This is a genomic window from Rothia sp. HMSC069C04, from assembly GCF_001812895.1.
GTDB lineage: Bacteria > Actinomycetota > Actinomycetes > Actinomycetales > Micrococcaceae > Rothia.
Window position 1 is genome coordinate 309,346 of sequence record NZ_KV810762.1, and the last position, 16,678, is coordinate 326,023.

At 56.8% G+C, this 16,678-nt stretch carries 12 protein-coding genes, 1 tRNA gene and 1 CRISPR repeat array; of the genes, 8 read left to right on the forward strand and 5 right to left on the reverse strand.

Going from position 1 to position 16,678, the window contains the following annotated elements; all coding sequences use genetic code 11:
* From HMPREF2879_RS08770 to HMPREF2879_RS08805, 8 genes are all read left to right on the forward strand, one after another.
* Positions 1-688 (forward strand): DUF6318 family protein (locus HMPREF2879_RS08770; protein ID WP_246822946.1); only part of this gene is annotated, 688 nt, incomplete at its 5' end.
* A gap of 307 nt (positions 689-995) precedes the next feature.
* Entirely contained in the window at positions 996-1,766 is a 771-nt protein-coding gene (locus HMPREF2879_RS08775) for a DUF6318 family protein (protein ID WP_070635329.1), read from the forward strand.
* Between the two features lie 249 nt (positions 1,767-2,015).
* The gene (locus tag HMPREF2879_RS08780; protein WP_044150524.1) at positions 2,016-2,768 is read left to right on the forward strand and encodes a DUF6318 family protein; all 753 of its coding nucleotides are present in this window, start codon (positions 2,016-2,018) and stop codon (positions 2,766-2,768) included.
* Positions 2,769-2,808: 40 nt separating this feature from the next.
* Positions 2,809-3,597, forward strand: coding sequence for a DUF6318 family protein (locus HMPREF2879_RS08785; protein WP_070635331.1), 789 nt, complete (start codon positions 2,809-2,811; stop codon positions 3,595-3,597).
* Between the two features lie 106 nt (positions 3,598-3,703).
* Entirely contained in the window at positions 3,704-4,471 is a 768-nt protein-coding gene (locus tag HMPREF2879_RS08790) for a DUF6318 family protein (RefSeq protein WP_049341418.1), read from the forward strand.
* A gap of 192 nt (positions 4,472-4,663) precedes the next feature.
* Complete coding sequence (locus HMPREF2879_RS08795; RefSeq protein WP_012903688.1) at positions 4,664-5,374, forward strand: DUF6318 family protein; 711 nt, start codon at positions 4,664-4,666, stop codon at positions 5,372-5,374.
* 174 nt (positions 5,375-5,548) lie between these two features.
* Positions 5,549-6,253 carry a DUF6318 family protein gene (locus HMPREF2879_RS08800; RefSeq protein WP_070635334.1) on the forward strand — a complete coding sequence of 235 codons (705 nt, stop codon included), beginning with the start codon at positions 5,549-5,551 and terminating at the stop codon, positions 6,251-6,253.
* Between the two features lie 173 nt (positions 6,254-6,426).
* Positions 6,427-7,296, forward strand: coding sequence for a DUF6318 family protein (locus HMPREF2879_RS08805; RefSeq protein WP_070635336.1), 870 nt, complete (start codon positions 6,427-6,429; stop codon positions 7,294-7,296).
* A gap of 426 nt (positions 7,297-7,722) precedes the next feature.
* On the opposite strand, the gene HMPREF2879_RS08810 is transcribed toward HMPREF2879_RS08805, so the two are convergent.
* The 5 genes from HMPREF2879_RS08810 to HMPREF2879_RS08830 form a co-directional block, all read right to left on the reverse strand.
* Positions 7,723-7,798: transfer RNA gene (locus HMPREF2879_RS08810), tRNA-Glu, on the reverse strand.
* A gap of 234 nt (positions 7,799-8,032) precedes the next feature.
* Positions 8,033-10,228: an LPXTG cell wall anchor domain-containing protein gene (locus HMPREF2879_RS08815; protein ID WP_070635338.1), complete on the reverse strand. Its 2,196-nt coding sequence runs from the start codon at positions 10,226-10,228 to the stop codon at positions 8,033-8,035.
* Positions 10,229-10,806: 578 nt separating this feature from the next.
* On the reverse strand, positions 10,807-13,905 hold the full coding sequence (locus HMPREF2879_RS08820) for a DUF5074 domain-containing protein (RefSeq protein ID WP_070635339.1): 3,099 nt from the start codon (positions 13,903-13,905) through the stop codon (positions 10,807-10,809).
* Between the two features lie 501 nt (positions 13,906-14,406).
* Positions 14,407-15,486 carry an S-layer homology domain-containing protein gene (locus HMPREF2879_RS08825; RefSeq protein ID WP_070635341.1) on the reverse strand — a complete coding sequence of 360 codons (1,080 nt, stop codon included), beginning with the start codon at positions 15,484-15,486 and terminating at the stop codon, positions 14,407-14,409.
* Between the two features lie 450 nt (positions 15,487-15,936).
* Positions 15,937-16,147: direct repeats of the CRISPR family, unit length 28 nt; unit sequence GGCTCATCCCCGCTCGCGCGGGGAACAC.
* Positions 16,148-16,202: 55 nt separating this feature from the next.
* Positions 16,203-16,676, reverse strand: coding sequence for a hypothetical protein (locus tag HMPREF2879_RS08830; RefSeq protein WP_070635343.1), 474 nt, complete (start codon positions 16,674-16,676; stop codon positions 16,203-16,205).
* Positions 16,677-16,678 lie beyond the last annotated feature (2 nt).

A 16,678-nucleotide genomic window follows, 5' to 3' on the forward strand; every position in this document is an offset into this window, starting at 1 on the left:
TGCATTGACTGCGTGCGCTAGCGATATTCGCCCGACGGCTGAAGGTTCGGCGTCTAGCTCCGCTTCTGAAAGCGCCTCGGCCGCTGCTTCCGCATCTGCTTCTTCGGACAAGTCCTATAAGGGCTTTGTGAAGTTCGATAACTTCGAGAAGAACGGCGAATACGTTCCTGCCACTGCCGAGAAGAAGGCGCAGAATGTGCCCAAGCCCCTCGCCCCGGCGAACATGAACGAAGATAACGTTGATGGCATGTATGCGTTCATTGGCTACTGGCTGGCAAGCTTTAACTATGCGCTAATGACCGGTGATACTGAGCCGATGAAGAAGGCTGACCCTGCAGATGTGTATGTGAATGGTCTGCAGGAACTTACGATCATGTACGAGAACGATCTGGGCTGGATGTACGGTACGGATACCCCGGTTACTCTTGAGCTGACTAGTGGTTCACCGAAGAAGGCGTCCGGTAAGGGTACCCGTTACGACTGGCCGGCATACATGAACTACAGCGCCGATGCGAAGATTCACATTGAGGGCAAGTCTGACCAGCCCTTTAAGACCGCTTCTAGCCCGAATGGCAAGCTGGCGAAGGTTGCCGTGGAATACAAGGACGGTAAGTGGATTATGCTCACCGGCGATGAAGGCTCTTCTTCGTCGGCTTCCGCTTCTTCCTCTAGCTCTTCTTCTGTCTAGGCCCCACCATATCGGTTCCGGTCTAACGGTTTGAGGTAGGCTTCTCCCCCGCCTGCGGTAATGCACCGTGGGCGGGGTTTCTTTGTGCCGAAACTCTGCGAAAATTCTGCCGTAACTCTGCGGAACCCCAGGGTAGGAAACCCAGGGAACACCCAGGGGAAAACCCAGCGGATGTTCGGGGTCGGAGGAGGGGCGCTCGGGTACGCTTAACGTATATACATTGACGTACTACATGTGGTCTTTACCTGCAGGTTGTGAGCTTCGTGCTGACGGCTTTGGGGGTGAAGGATCCAACGAAGGACTTCCGATGACTACTTTCTTCACTCGACGTACTGCCCTGGGTGTTGCCGTTGCTGGCGCGCTTTCTGCGTTGACTGCGTGCGCTAGCGATATTCGCCCGCTAGCTGGCGGCACTGGCTCGGCTTCTCCGTCGGAGGCGGCGACCGCCTCCGAAACTGCTTCCGCCGCAGCGTCTGCGAGCGCTTCTCCTTCGGCGTCTGAGAGTGCTTCTGCGAGTGCTTCTGCCGCTTCGGGTCTTCGCTCTTCGGGCAGGAAGTATAAGGGCATCATCACTTTCGAGAATTATGTGGAGAACGGCAAATATGTTGCGGCGACCGCTACGCATCCGGCTGAGAACGTGCCGAAGCCTGCGCCTCCTGAGAACTTCAAGGAGCACAGCGTTGATGGTGCGTACGCTTTCTTGAGTTTCTGGCTGGCGAGCTTGAACCATTTGATGATTACGGGTGACCCGGGCCCGATTGAGCTTGCTTACTATGAGGGCTACGCCTTGGAGAAGTATCCTGGCACGTTGAAGCTGTATGCGTCGGGTGCTGGTTGGGTGTACGGTACGGAAACTCCGTATATTGTTGAGCTACTGACTGATGCTCCACGTGAGGTGCCAGGCAGCGACAATACTCGCTTTATTTGGGAAGGCTTTTCCTATATGGACCCCAAGATGATACGGCATTATAGGAATCAGCCTGAGAAGGCGACGAGTGCTGATGAGTCGAAGAAGAGGGTGGCGAGGTTCCGCCTGGAGTACAAGGACGGCAAGTGGGAGCTGTCTAGCGCCGCGTAGTTGCCGCTTTGCAGCGGGGGTCATTCTCGTAGTGATTTCTCATGTGACAAGACCCCGCACCTGGTAAAACGCTGGGTGTGGGGTCTTAATTTTCTGAACACTTGAGGTGGTCGCGGGGGCTAGGTGGTGGCTCTCGGGTAACCTTAAAAATATATACATTGACGTACTGATAGGTCTGTACGGGGTGCGCATGCCCGCCACGGTGTGTGGCGTGATTTGCTCTGTATTGGCTCCAACGAAGGGCTTCCGATGACTACCTTCTTCACTCGACGTACTCTCCTGGGCGTGGGTGCGACCGGTGTTCTTGCAGCGCTGACTGCGTGCGCTAGCGATATTCGCCCGCTGTCGCAGGGTTCCGGCGGTTCCTCTGGTTCGGCTTCTAATGCTGCTTCTGGCGCTACTTCTGGCGCGGCTTCCTCTTCTGTGAGCGCCTCGGCGTCACCTTCTCCTACCGATGATCACACGCCCGGCTCATACGTGGGCCCGATTAAGTTCAATAACTACGAGCGGAGCGGCACCTACATTCCGGCGAGTGCGGAGGCGCCGGCGCAGAACGTGCCGAAGCCTCTTATCCCGGAGAAGATGAAGGAGAACAGCCCCGAGGGTGCTTACGCTCTGATGGGTTATTGGCTTGCTTCCCAGAATTATCTGATTCTGACCGGCGATGTTGAGCCGCTGATGAAGGCGGATCCTGCGAAGGCTTTTTTGAGGAACTCTAGGACCATGATTAAGCTCTACGAGTCGGGTCTGGGTTGGATTTACGGTTCGGATCAGCCGTACAAGATTGAGATTGCGGAGAATGAGCTTCAGCCGGTTGCTAATAAGCCGGACCGTTACGAGTGGCTTGTGACCGTCGCGTATGACGCTGCCGCTAAGTACCACATTGAGGGTGAGCCTGATGCGACTATCGTTGAGGAGGAAAAGACGATTCCTCGCACGACGAAGTTCATCATGGAGTACAAGGAAGGCATGTGGCGCATGCTTTTGAACAACGATAGTTAGTTTCCCTCATCTTCTGATACGCACTACTTAAGGATTTTTCATGGCAACTTTTCTTTCTCGACGTGCCGCATTAGCTGCTGCTACCGGTGCCGGCGCGGTTGCAGCACTGACTGCTTGCGCTAGCGATATTCGCCCGCTGGCTGATAGCTCCGCCTCCGGTGAGGCTTCGGCCAGTGCCAGCGCTTCTGAGTCTGCGAGCCCTTCTGCTAGCGCCTCTTCGGGTGGTTCTTCTGAGAAGTCCTATCTGGGGCCGGTAAAGTTCGACAACTATGAGAAGAAGGGCGAGTATATCCCTGCGGATGAGACGCATAAGGCGCTGAACATGCCTAGGCCTCGACCGCCGGCAAATATGTACGAGAATACTGTTGATGGAGCTTACGCGGCCTATAGTTTTTATGAAGCAAGCCTCAACTACTTAGTACTTACCGGTGATGTTGAACCGTTGAAAGAAGCTGATCCTGTTGGCAAGGACGTCAAAGCTTTTCAAGGTTATGTAACTGTATACGAAACCAATGAGGGATGGTTTTACGGTTCGGAGAAACCGGTTCAAACTGAGATGCTAACCCCCCGGCCTGAAAAGGCATCAGGTAGCGACACCCTCTATATTTGGCCTATCAGATTTGTTAGGGATTCTAATGCGATGTCTCGCATTGAAGGGCGAGCAGATGAGCCTATGTTCCCTAGTAAGGCTTTGACTCCTGACCACGCCAAGCTGAAGTTGTCCTATAAGGACGGTAGATGGTTTTATGCCGCCACTAAGGGCGGCGAGCAGAGCACTCCAAGCCCAAGCGCTAAAGCATCGACTGAGGCTACCCCTAATAACGCCTAGAGCATCTTTGCAGAGTTCACCTTAGGGGTGAGGATCTACCTCACTTATAGGGTTAATAAGCTCCAGAGCTTCATCCCTTACCCTACTTATCATTTAAGGATTTTTCATGGCAACTTTTCTTTCTCGACGTGCCGCATTAGCTGCTGCTACCGGTGCCGGCGCGGTTGCAGCACTGACTGCTTGCGCTAGCGATATTCGCCCGCTGGCTGATAGCTCCGCCTCCGGTGAGGCTTCGGCCAGTGCCAGCACTTCTGAGTCTGCGAGCGCATCCGCCTCGGCATCTGCTTCAGCGACTGAGTCTGCTAAGAAGTCGTACAAGGGCACGGTGAAGCTCGACAAGTACGAGAAGAACGGCGAGTACGTTCCTGCCACGGCTGAGAAGAAGGCGCAGAACGTGCCGAAACCTATTGTTCCGGAGAAGATGAACGAGGCAACCATTGAGGGCATGTACGAGTTCCTCAGCTACTGGGTGGCAAGCTTCAACTACATGTTTATGACCGGTGATTACGAGCCGCTCAAGAAGGCTGACCCGTACTCCCGCTATGCGAACGAGGGCAGCAATGCTGTTATCATCTACTCTTCCGGCAGGGGCTGGGTATACGACACGGATACGCCGGTTACCGTTCAGCTTCTGACCGACGCCCCGAAGAAGGTCGCGGGCGGACCCAACCGCTACGATTGGCTCGGACGCATCATCTATGACCCCAACGCGAAGATCCACATTGAGGGTCAGGACCCCGCTCCCCTAGTCGATGGATCCACTAAGAGCGAGGCAACCAACTTCGCGGCGGACTACAAGGACGGTGCGTGGTACATGCTCAGTGATGAGGATGCTGATGCATCCTCTTCCGAGAAGAGCAGCGCTAGCGCCTAAAACCCGCCTCTAAGCGGCTGGTTCTAAAAGTGAGGGAAGCTCCCGTATGCAGTTGAGATTGCATGCGGGGGCTTCCTCTTTACCTACGTGCGGTGGCGATGTTCCCTTATGCGTTCATGAGCGGACTTTGAACATGCATCAGTTCCTTCGGGTACGCTTAAAAGTACACTGACAAACCGTTTAGGGGTTCTCATGCCTACTTTCGTTACTCGCCGCACCGCCCTGGGCGTTGCTACCGCTGCCGCGCTCGCTTCCCTGACTGCCTGCGCCAGCGATATCCGCCCGCTGGAGGACCCGAGCGTAGTTGACCCGATGCGCCCTTACAAGGGTGACTTGAAATTCAATAGCTACAAGTCCACCGGAACCTACCGCCCCGCAAGCACCACGAAGAAGGCGGAGAACCCGCCCATGCCCGTTCCTCCTGAGAACATAAAGTCGAAGACGATCTCGGGCATGTATGCGGCGCTGGGCTACTGGCTCGCAGCCCTGAACTATCTGACGGTTACCGGCGACGCTGCCCCGTTCAAGGACGTGGACCTAGACGGTATCTACGTACAGAAGATGAAGATATACGTAGACTTGTACGCGAAGGATGAGGGGTGGATGTACGGCACCGATACGCCGCTCTTGGCTGAGCTGATCGAAGAGACTCCACAGAAGGTTGACGATGAGCAGTACCGTTGGAAGGGTATTGGCCGTAACCATAAGGCCGCCGTTCTCCATTACGTACCGGAGGACAGGGATATTCACATTGCAGATACGAGCGGCAGCTCTGCTAATGATGAGGTCACTTTTGTGTTGAATTATCGGAACAATACGTGGATGGTCACCATTGAGACGAAAAGCTCTTCGACAGCTGCCCCCGACTCCTCGGGCGGAAGCAATTCTGGCCTCAATGTTTAGGATGCAGTGGCATAGACACCGACACCACGTACGCCTAACAAACAGCACTTTTCGTTAGCTAACGCAGTTTTTGTAGTATTTTCCCAGGTTTAATACCCAAGAAATCATAAACATATCCAAATACACTAAGGTGCCCTGAAGTAGATGCACCGATAATCTATTGAAGGGTACCTTATGTCTACCTTCGTGACCCGACGCGCCGCCCTTGGCATCGCCACCACCGCCGCGCTCGCCTCCTTGACCGCCTGCGCCAGCGATATCCGCCCGCTCAGCGACCAGAGCACACCCGATGCGCAGCGCTCCTACAAGGGCGAACTGAAGTTCAATGGCTACGAATCACGCGGCACCTACGTTCCGGCAACCAGATCAAAGAAGGCAGAGAACCCACCCAAGCCCATTCCTCCTGCAAAGATGAGGGCCAAGACGACAGAGGGCATGTACGCCGCCATAGGATTCTGGGTCGCATCTTTCAATTACTTGCTACTCTCCGGCGATATTGAACCCTTCAGGGCTGTGGACACAAACCGAAACGACCTCTACAAGGTAGAAGCCTTCGTTGAGCTTTACAAGAACAACACTGGCTGGATGTACGGCACCGATGCACCAATCTCAGCGGAACTGACCGAGGACGCTCCGGAGAAGGTTAGCGAGCACCAATATCGCTGGAGGGTCAGCAGCCGCTACCACAAGGAAGCAACAATCCACTACACAGATGGCAGGGAACTCACCATGGCTTCATTGAGTAGCGGCCCCGGTGATTATGAGTTCTTCTTTATCTTGGAGTATCAGGATGGCGCCTGGACGGTTCGGAATGAACCAGCCAAACTTACAACGAGCTCACCCAGCTCAAGCGCGAGCAGCTCCGGCACCTCCATTTAGAACCCCGGTCATATCGTAGTCGTGCGAAAATCTCTGTGCCCCGTGTTTTTCGTCATCTACCGCCGCTTTTACGGCGTTGAAGGCGCACACAACATTGGGCTGGCCGCTCCCCTGCGATATTCTGGAATTAGTTCAATACCGGCACATACTTTATTCACCTCAGAAAGAGCCCCATGTCTACCATGTATACCCGCCGCACCGCCCTGACCGCACTGGGCCTGGGCACCGCTGCACTTCTTGCCGCATGTTCCTCAAAGTCCTCCGAATCTTCAGCAACCGCGAGCGCATCCGCACCCGAGTCTTCGGCATCCGCGAGCGCTACCGCATCCGTCTCCCCCACCGCGGAGGCAACCACTACCGTTGAGCCTGGCCCCAGCATGAAGGGTGAGGTCGTTCTTGCCGACTACTCCTCCACCGGCACTTTTGAGCCCGGCACCAAGGAGCACAAGGCAGTGAACGTTGCGATCCCCGTGGAGCCGGCGAAGCTGCGTGAGAACAGTGTTGAGGGTCTGCACGCGTTCATTGCGTACTGGCAGGCTACCCTGAACTACCTGCTGCTGACCGGTGACGGTACCCGCTTCACGAACATTGACCACACCGGCGACTACTCGACCGTGGCTGAGTTCTTCCAGAGCATGTACGCTTCGGAGAGCGGCTGGGTTATTGGTTCGGAGCGTCCGATGGTTCTGTCGCTGACCGCTGACCGCCCGACCAAGGACATCCGCACCGGCTACTACACTTGGGCAACCGAGATGGTGATTGATGGTGCTGAGGGTGCTGGCGTGTACAGCAAGACCAACGATCGTGTGCAGCCGCTGACCGAGGTGTTCAAGTACCCGGGCAAGCCGGTGGCTGGCCAGATTGTGGCGCACTACCAGGACGGCACTTGGCGTATGGTGCGTCGCGCTCCAGGTACTGCGTCTGCTTCGCCGGTTCCGTCGCTGAGCCCGAGCGCTTCGGCTGAGGGTACTGCGTCTGCAGAGGCGACTGCTGCAGGTTCGGCGGAGGCTACTACTGCTTCTGCTGAGGCGTCGGCACAGTAGATTCCGGGTCCCCTATACCGCTGAGAAGCCACATGTGTTTCGAGAAGCCACCATTATGGTTGCTTTTCGAAACACATGTGGCTTTTCGCTTTTACTCTTTCTTGAATAAAGACAGATATAAACAAAAAAGCCTTGATTCCGAAGAACCAAGGCTTTTTTCCTAGTGTGACCCCAACCGGATGGGTACGGTGATGAGGGCGCATAATGCCGAGCGCGCGAGGGATTTCATTATGCGTCCGAATGCCACGCCGTAAGAAGTGGCGGGGCATGATGCCGAGCGTGCGAGGGATTCCATCATGCCCCGGAGTGCCGCGACGTAAGGAGCGGCGCCGTGAGAGGCTCACGGCGGCACCATAGAATCTAAAACCAATTTCACCGAATAAACAAATAAACCCTCAGTCAGAAGACTGAGGGTTTATTTCCTAGTGGTGACCCCAACCGGATTTGAACCGGTGTTGCCGCCGTGAGAGGGCGGAGTACTAGGCCGCTATACGATGGGGCCGTGAGATTTACATCTCTTTTACCAGGTCTCCCTGGCAACACATATAACTATACAGAGCTTCCCAGGAACAACCAAATCGAAAAGCAGTGAATTGAGTCACATATTTTACACCGAGTGCAAGACCCTCAGCACCGGCTCTTTTCCAGCAGCACCAGGCGCCCCCCCCCGCAGATAGACACAAAAATGCGCCCCGCACAGTGTACGGGGCGCATCCGCTCAAACTAGAGCAAGAAACTATGCCTTACGGCGGCGAAGCACCATCACAGCGGCACCAGCAATCAGCGCGAACGCACCGACAGCAGACAGGCTCAGAACATTCTGAGCACCGGTCTTAGCCAGCGAGCCCTTGCTCTGAGGCGCAGACTTGGTAGCCGAAGCGTTCACCTGAGCATCGGAGCTAGAGCCCTTAGGCTGCGACTCAGACTTCACCGAAGAAGAGTTCTTCAGCGGCGCGGTCTTCGCGGTGGTTCCCAGCTGATCGTTAGCGTCCTCAGCCTTCGACTGCTCACCCTTGGGCTGTTCAACTGCCGGCTTCTTTTCTGCTACAGCAGCAGATGCGGAAGGCGATGCCGAAGCATTGGTCGGGAATGCCGGCTCGTCAGCCTCATCGCGGTTATCTGCATTGCCGGCATCCTTCGCATCGTTGACAATCAGCGAAACAGCCGAATCGTAATTACGGTTGGTAGCCACGTCAGAACCAGCGGTGACAGTACCGAGCAGGTAACCCTGGCTGTACTGCATGGTGTTCGCGGGAACACGCAGGGTCGCGTCGAAGGAGTACTTGCCGGTGCGTGCGTTGTAGACGAACGCGCTCGCCGGAACGACGGTCGAGACCTTCTGAATGCTTGCCAGTTCGCTATCGGTCAGCTTGTCGAAACCCATCGACCATTCGCCTTCCTTGACAAGGAACAGGCGAATACCTTCAGCCGGGGGCTTCTCAAAGTCATAGCCGGACACATGGAAGGTATAGGGGCGAGTAATGTCGACAGTGCCCTCAGCGAAGTTCAGGGTGGGGTCAATCAGCACTGCGGTAGCCTGCTTCGGGTAGCCCTGGAAAGGAACCTTAGCGGGGTTAATGGTCGCGGTGGAGGTGAACTCGCCCTCGGAAACCTCAGCGTAGAACTTCACGATGGAGTTCGGAACCAGCTTCTGCTGCGAGGAGGGAACAGCCTTGCCGTTGCGGTCAACGGTCGCCTTGGAAGTGTAGGTGTCAGTCATGGAGCCGTCACCGGTCTTCGAGTTCAGCACGTAGGGTACTGCCGCGGTGGTGTTAGCGATGTCCTGCTTATCCACTGCGATGACGGAGCCATCCTCGGTGACGGTCAGGTCGTTAGCCTTACCGCCGTTCATCTCAACCTCACCGATCACGCGGTCAGTCTTAGCATCGAAGATGGCGATCTTGCCGGTGCCGAAGTCGGTCACGTACACCAGATCGCGGCCCTCATCGTTCTCCATGGACAGCGCCTGGGTACCGAACTTAACGAACTTCTTGAACGCGCCGGTGCTCAGGTCGTAGACAGAGATACCGGAGTTCACGCCGTCCACACCCTGGGAGGAGACGTAAAGCTCGTTCTCGGAGTGGTCAATAGTGACATCCGAGGGGCGAACCTCAACGGAGGAGTTCTCGCCGCGGGTCTGAATAACCTGCTCGGTCTTGAAGGTCTTGGTGTTGATGACGAAGACCTTGCCGCCGGTGCGCTCGGGCACGTACAGCTTGTCTCCATCAATGGTCATGTTCATGCCGATGTAGCGGGTACCGCCGTTGGGGGCGCCCTCCAGCTGCAGCTTGGTGACCTCGAAGGTCTTCATGTCGATTGCGGACACATAGTAGCGGCCGGTCACGAACACCTTGCCGGAGTTGTGGTCCACCAGCACAGAGCGGGGGTGCTCAATCCAGTTCGGGTCGCTCTCAGCGATACCGTGGTTAGTCCAAATCTGTTCCATGGTGTTCTGGTCGAACACGGACAGGGAGTTATCGGTGGTGTTAGTAACCCACACGGTGCCGGACACGTCATCAACAGTGATGCCGTACGCGGAAATGTAGCCAAATTCGCCGTTCTTATCCAGCTCGAAAGGAAGCGCTGCTACTTCTTCAATCTGAAGAGTGTCTGCGTTGACACGAGCAATGGTGGAGGCGAGGTCGCCGCGTGCACCCACGCCGACCATCCAAATCTTGTTGGTCGCCTTAGAGTAAGCAACCTGGTACTGGCCGGGCAGACCCTGGGTAATCTGCGCGACGGACGCGGAGGTGTCAACAACGCGGCTCAGCGATGCGGTGGAAGGAGCCGAGGCGCTGGGCGAAGCGGTCTGATGTGCGGTATTCGGTGCTGCGAAGGAGGCAGGAATCATGGCTGCGCCGGAGATTGCGAGCGCGAGGGAGCCGACGGCGAGCCCCTTCAATGCTTTACCTGAGGAGGGAGTGAGGTTCAATGTGTGTCCTTCAAATGTGTAACGGAAGTGCTCACATGCCGCATGCGAATGCTAACGAGACACCCGTGAATATGCGGTGACATATTCGACGGCACGAAAAGCAGAAATGCAGGTAACGCATAAATTTACCTACCTTCTAATCCTCAATGTTTTCCCAGGAAAATACAAGCAGCGACGTGGGTGTGTTTTGTGTTTTTGTGAGTGATCCCCTAATTCACCTTCAGTATCACGTGAAGGTTGATGCGTTTCCAGGGTTTTTCCTTGCTCTTACGGGCAAAAACCCTGGTCACTAGGGGTATTGTGATGCTTTTATATTTACACATTAATGTAAAAGTTTAGGTGAGGCGCGCCAGCGACATTCACCACGGGCCACACATTTTTTAACATTCAAAACCTATATTTTTACAAGCAAGTGCACATATATAAATATGCTTTAAAACCACCCACCCAGCATTAGCCCAAGCGGGCACGCAAAAGGCGGGTACTCCCTCCCCCAGATTCAAAGAATCCGAAAGAGAAAATACCCGCCTTCTCACGCGTTACATCGAGCATTTACGCCCGAAAACTAAACGCTACGCTTATGCCTTGCGGCGGCGCATCACCAGAGCAGCACCCGCAACCAGAGCCACAGAAGCGAAAGCAACCAGCGGCATCACAGCGTTCGCACCAGTGTTCGCCAGAGCGCCACGCGAAGAGCCAGCCTGCGAGGAACCTGCGTCGCTCTTAGCTACCGAGGAGCCACTGCCCAAATTATCGGAGCCACCTGCAGAGGAGCCACCGTTCTTCACAGCCGAACCGGACTTATCAGCCTTCACAGCATCCGGAGCAGACTTGGAGTCCAGTGCACCGGTCTTAGCGTCAGACTTCGAATCAGACTGAGATGCCTGATCCTTGGAAGTCTGATCCTTAGCCTCTGCGGTGTTCTCAGACTTAGCGTCAGACTTCTTGTCCTCAGACTTAGCGTCCTCAGACTTCTTATCCTCAGGCTTCGGGTCTGCAGGCTTCGGGTCAGCCGGCTTCGACTCCTCAGCCTTCACACCGGTCACCGTCGGGTAACCCGCAAAGTCCAGCGAAGTCGGGGTGATACCCACCGGAGCTGCGCTCGCGTCGGTGTCCTTCACGCCAACCTTGAACTTCAGGATCGAGTTAGCCTTCAGCTGCTGAACCGATGCGGGAACGTCGTTACCCTGGCGGTCCTTGGTGGGCAGGGTGGTGTACTCGCTGGCGGTGCTGATCTCGCCGGTGGTGCCGTTGAGCACGTAGGGCAGGGTCACCTTCTCGTCGCGGTCCTTCTTGTCGAGGACCAGTACGGAGCCATCCTTGAGCAGGGTCACGTCGTTTGCGGCTGCGCCGTTCATCTCGACCTCGCCGATGACCTCGTCAGCGCGGCCGTCGAAGACAGCCACCTTACCGGTACCGAAGTCGGTTACGTACACCAGGTCGCGGTCCTCATCGTGCTCCAGGGCGAGCGCCTGGGTGCCGAACTTGACGAACTTCTTGAACTCGCCGGTGGTCAGGTCGTACACGGAGATACCGGAGTTGACGCCCTTCACACCCTGGGAAGATACGTAAATCTCATTCAGCGAGTGGTCCACAGCAACGTCGGAGGGGCGAACCTCAACGGTGGAATCCTCACCCTGAGTCTGGATGGTCTTCTCAACCTTGAAGGTCTTGGTGTCCACGACGAAGAGCTTGCCGCCGGTACGCTCGGGAACGTACAGCTTACCGCCGTCCAGGAACAGGTTCATGCTGATGTAGCGAGTACCGCCTTCGGGGGCACCCTCAAGCTGAATCTTCTCAACCTGCTTAGTCTTCAGGTCAATAGCAGAGACGAAGAAGCGGCCGGTCACGAACGCCTTGCCGGACTCGTGATCAACCAGAACGGAGCGGGGGTGCTCGATCCAGTTCGGGTCGTCCTTCTTCACGCCCTCGTTGCTCCAGATGAGCTTGAGAGTCTGCTGGTCGTACACTGCCACGGAGTTGTCGGTGGTGTTGGTAACCCAGACGGTGCCGTCCACGTCATCAACGGTCACACCGTACGCGGAGGTGTAACCGTACTGGCCCTTGTCGTTCTTCTTCACGGGCAGCTCGGCGAAAGCCTCGGTCTGCAGGGTGTCTGCATCCACGCGTGCCAGGGAGGAAGCGAGGCCGCCGCGTGCACCCACGGTGGGCACGAACAGCTTGTGGTTCTTCTTGGAGTAGCCAACCTGGAACTGGCCGGGCAGACCCTGAATGATGTTCGCAACGCTACCGTTTGCGTCCACGGTGCGGTGTGCCTCGGTGGAGGGGGTGGTGGCGTTGTTGTCGGCCGCCTTGGTCTTGGTGGCGGTTGCCGGGTAGCCCTGGAACTCGCGGGTTTCGGGGGTGACCTGCTTGACCTCGGAGTTGTCGCCTGCGGTTGCGGTGACCTTGAACTTCAGGATGGAGTTCGCCTGAATCTCGGAGGTCTTGGCGGGAACCTCGTTGCCCTGCTTGTCCTTAGAAGGCTTGCTGGTGACCTTATCTGAGGTGCTGACGGTGCCGGTGGTGCCGTCGAGGACGTAGGGCACAGTTGCGGTTGCGCCAGCCTGCTTGTCCACAGCGACAACGGAGCCGTTGGGCAGTACGACCAGGTCGTTTGCCTTGCCGCCGTTCATGGCGACCTCAGCGATCAGCTTGTCTGCTGCGCCGCCGTCAATCACGCCGACCTTGCCGGTGCCGAAGTCAGAGACGTACACCAGGTCGTTCGCCTCGTCGTTGTCCAGCGCGAGTGCCTGGGTGCCGACCGGGATGAACTTCTTGAACTCGTGGGTGGTCGCGTCGTAGATGGACACGCCGGAGTTCGCTCCCTTCACGCCCTGGGAGGAGACGTAAATTTCGTTCTGGGAGTGGTCAATCGCGATGTCGGAGGGGCGAACCTCACCCTCAGCGTTGCCCTTGGTGTCGAAGCTGGTCTCCACCTTGAAGGTCTTGGTGTCGATGACGAAAATCTTGCCGCCGGTACGCTCGGGCACGTACAGCTTACCGCCGTCAACCAGGATGTTCATGCTGATGTAGCGGGTGCCGCCGTCGGGTGCGCCCTCAAGCTGAATCTTCTCAACCTGCTTGGTCTTCAGATCGATAGCCGAGACAAAGAAGCGACCGGTCACGAAAGCCTTACCCGACTCGTGATCGACACGCACCTCGCGGGGGTGCTCAATCCAGTTCGGGTCGTCCTTGCTCAGACCCGCATTGGTCCACAGCTGCTTCATGGTCGCCTGATCGTACACGGCAACGGAGTTATCGCGGGTGCTGGTCACCCACACGGTACCTTCCTCGTCATCGACGGTGATACCGTACGCACCCTCGTAGGAGTAGCCCTTGTCGTTCTTGACGATGGGCAACTCGGCGACAGCCTCAATCTTCAGGGAGTTCGCGTCAATACGAGCAATAGTGGAAACGTGCTCGTCGCGGTCAGCGGTGCCCGCAACCCAAATCTTGTTGGTCTTCTTGGAGTATGCGACCTGGAACTGACCGGGCAGGCCCTGGGTGATCTTTGCCATCGCCTTGTCGGTGATGGTGCGAGCGTCAGTGCTCTGGCTTGCCGCCGGGGTGGAGTCTGCCGCGAACGATGCGGGGATGGTGGCAACGCCGGAAATTGCCAGTGCCAGCGATCCAACGGCGAGGCCCTTGAATGCCTTGCTTGAAGCGAGGTTCATATGTATGTCCTTTTTCGTGGGTGGCGCGTGAAGGTGCGTCTCTCCCCCACCGATGGGTGGTGAGGCGCCGCGTTTTTCCTGCTCTTTGGTATGGGTTTCGTGGGCCCATGAGGAAGGAAACTAGTCTTCACACAGTATTAAGTAAGGCAACCTTTAACTTACCTTCTAGGTAATACTTACTTAGCGCACAGGATTTTGCAAGATTTTAGGCATATATAACGCAAAATTTCATATGCCAGGCACAGCCTGTCACTAAAACTCCCCGAGGTGCGGCAATGTAGCAGCACGGCACGACTCGGCGCCCCGAAATAGCACGCCAAAACGGTACCCCGACATGGCGCATCCCAAAGCGCACCGCAGGGCGCACCACCCAGGGCGCGCCGTACAACGGGGCATAGCGAAACCCCCGCCTCCAGCAAAAGCCAGAAGACGGGGGTTTCACGCAACCCCAACAGGCACGCGCAGTGCCGGGGGTAGCTAAATTTAGGAGCCGTACGAGAATTAGGAAACGTACGAGAAGTCAGTGAACAGCAGGTTCTGCAGCTTGTAGCGGCGAATGAAACGAGCCAGCTCCGCGCGAGTAGTCGGCGCGGTCGGGTTGAACACACCCGAAGAATCCAGCACGATGTCGTTCGCGCCAGCCCACGCAACGTAACGGTGCAGAGTACCGGCACCGAGCACATCGCGGAAACGAGAACCAGCAGCCTCGTTCATTTCAGTCAGCTGAACCTCCGCGTTGTACTGGAACAGCACAGCCGCCAGCTCCTCGTGAGAAACCGGTGCGGTCGGGTCAATCTTGTCGCCACCGGTGAGCGGCTCGGTAATCTTGCGGTCACGAGCCCAGTGCAGGGCGTTCGCGGTCGGGCGGCCTGCCGCATCCGCGAAGGGTGCAACCTCAGAGTTTTCGCTCACGCCAGCGTGACCGGCAGCGTGGTTCAGCAGAGCAATAAGCTCCTCACGGGTCACGGGGCGGTCCGGCTCAAACGCGCCAGTCTGCGGGTTCGGCATCAGCCACTTCTTCTGGTTCGCCATGCGGATATCCTCGGCGAACGGGTGGCTACCCGGAACGTCCTCGAAAGAAGTCTTCAGAATCTTGGTCTCAGCCAAGGGAATACGCGCAGCAATCTGGTGGGTAATCTCCTGACCCCACGGGTCGGAGCAAATATCCAGCTGCAGGGCGTGGTCGACACCCTCACCCTGCATCAGCTCGATGGGGAACTGGTCGCTACCGCTGAAGCTGTCAGCGTCACCGTCAAATTCGGGGGTGAGCGGCCAGGAGCGCAGAGTTTCGAAAGAGTCGTTACGAACGTAGCCGTGGCGTACGGTCAGGGTGGTGCCTTCGGTGAGGAATTCGCGCAGACCGTGTGCAGTGTAGTTGACGGTCATACCGGTTTCGGTGATGGTGGCACGCTGAATAACGAGGCGCGGGCCTTTAGTTTCCTCGGTTGCCGGGGCAAGGTTTGCGGGAGCTTCGTCAGCCTGAGCGGCCTGTGCCTGCAGGGTCAGTGCGCCTGCAGCGGCGGCGGCGGAAGCACCCTTTACGAAAAATCGTCGTGAGAGTCGATGGGTAAGCAAGGGCATGATTGTCCTATTCAGTTCTTGTTTGAGTTGAGTGAGTTACGGGTGGCAGGATGCGCGGACAGCGGCGTAAACGGTGAGTGAGGCCGATACGTTGGGTTCCCTCCCCTGTATGCGTGAGTGAGACGCAGTGTGCAGGGGCGGGTGTCTGTCGGGCGGATGCGCGGTGAGTGAGACCGGCATGGTTCCCTGACCCAGTCATCTAGCGTACCTTAAGGTCCCCTTTAAAGCGAAGACGAAACGGCGGTGATTTTACGCCCATTTTTGATATTTAACGAAGTAGGGGCGATATTTGGCAAGGTTTGCCGGAAGTTGGTATGGGGTGGGAGGGTGAGGAGAGGGAGGCGTTGCTCAGCGGCTGGGGTGTGGTTTGTGTGCAACTAGGCTGATATTTTTGGGTGCGCTGCTTACCAGCCCTCTCTATTTTGGGAGGGCTGGTAAACAAGGCTTTCTAAAACATCCCCGCTGATGCGGGGAACACCTGAACGCGCTCAAGCTGACGATGCAGTGGCAGGGCTCATCCCCGCTCGCGCGGGGAACACAGCAACTGAACGTGGTCAGGCCAGGGAACCATCGGCTCATCCCCGCTCGCGCGGGGAACACGAGCGCATGAACCCCAAGATTGCCGCTCAGCTGGGCTCATCCCCGCTCGCGCGGGGAACACTAGGGCACCGTTACTCAACAGATAGCTGATGCAGAAGCTACAGAATCATACGACGTTACTCAGCACATTCGGGTGCATTCGGACCGCTGAGTGCAGCACACTCTGAGTTCTTCGAGCCCTTCGCTATTTGGTTAAGCTCACCGCGTGACTTGAGCACCCAGCGGCCACCCTCGTTCACCATACCAAGCACAGCCGGGGAAGAATCGTTGTCACCATTAGCAATAACGACTGCCCAAGCGTCCTTGCCCCACCGTACGGTACGGAGAACATGACGATTCTCGGCACTGCTCCAAGCAGGGGTGCTGTTGTCCAGCGTTGAGCAATCAGAACTGTGGTATTTGTAGTTTTCCGATTCCAGCTCACATGCTCCACGCTCAGTTGCTTTGAACCATGTCAGGGCTGCATCAGCCGCCGCCTGCTGACCATTATCAGACGGGCTCTGAGCCTGCATTTGAGGGATAGTGCCCTGGCTACAACCGGCCAGCCCCAGTACTAGTACGCCTGCAATCAGTGCTTTGTTCTTCTTCATGA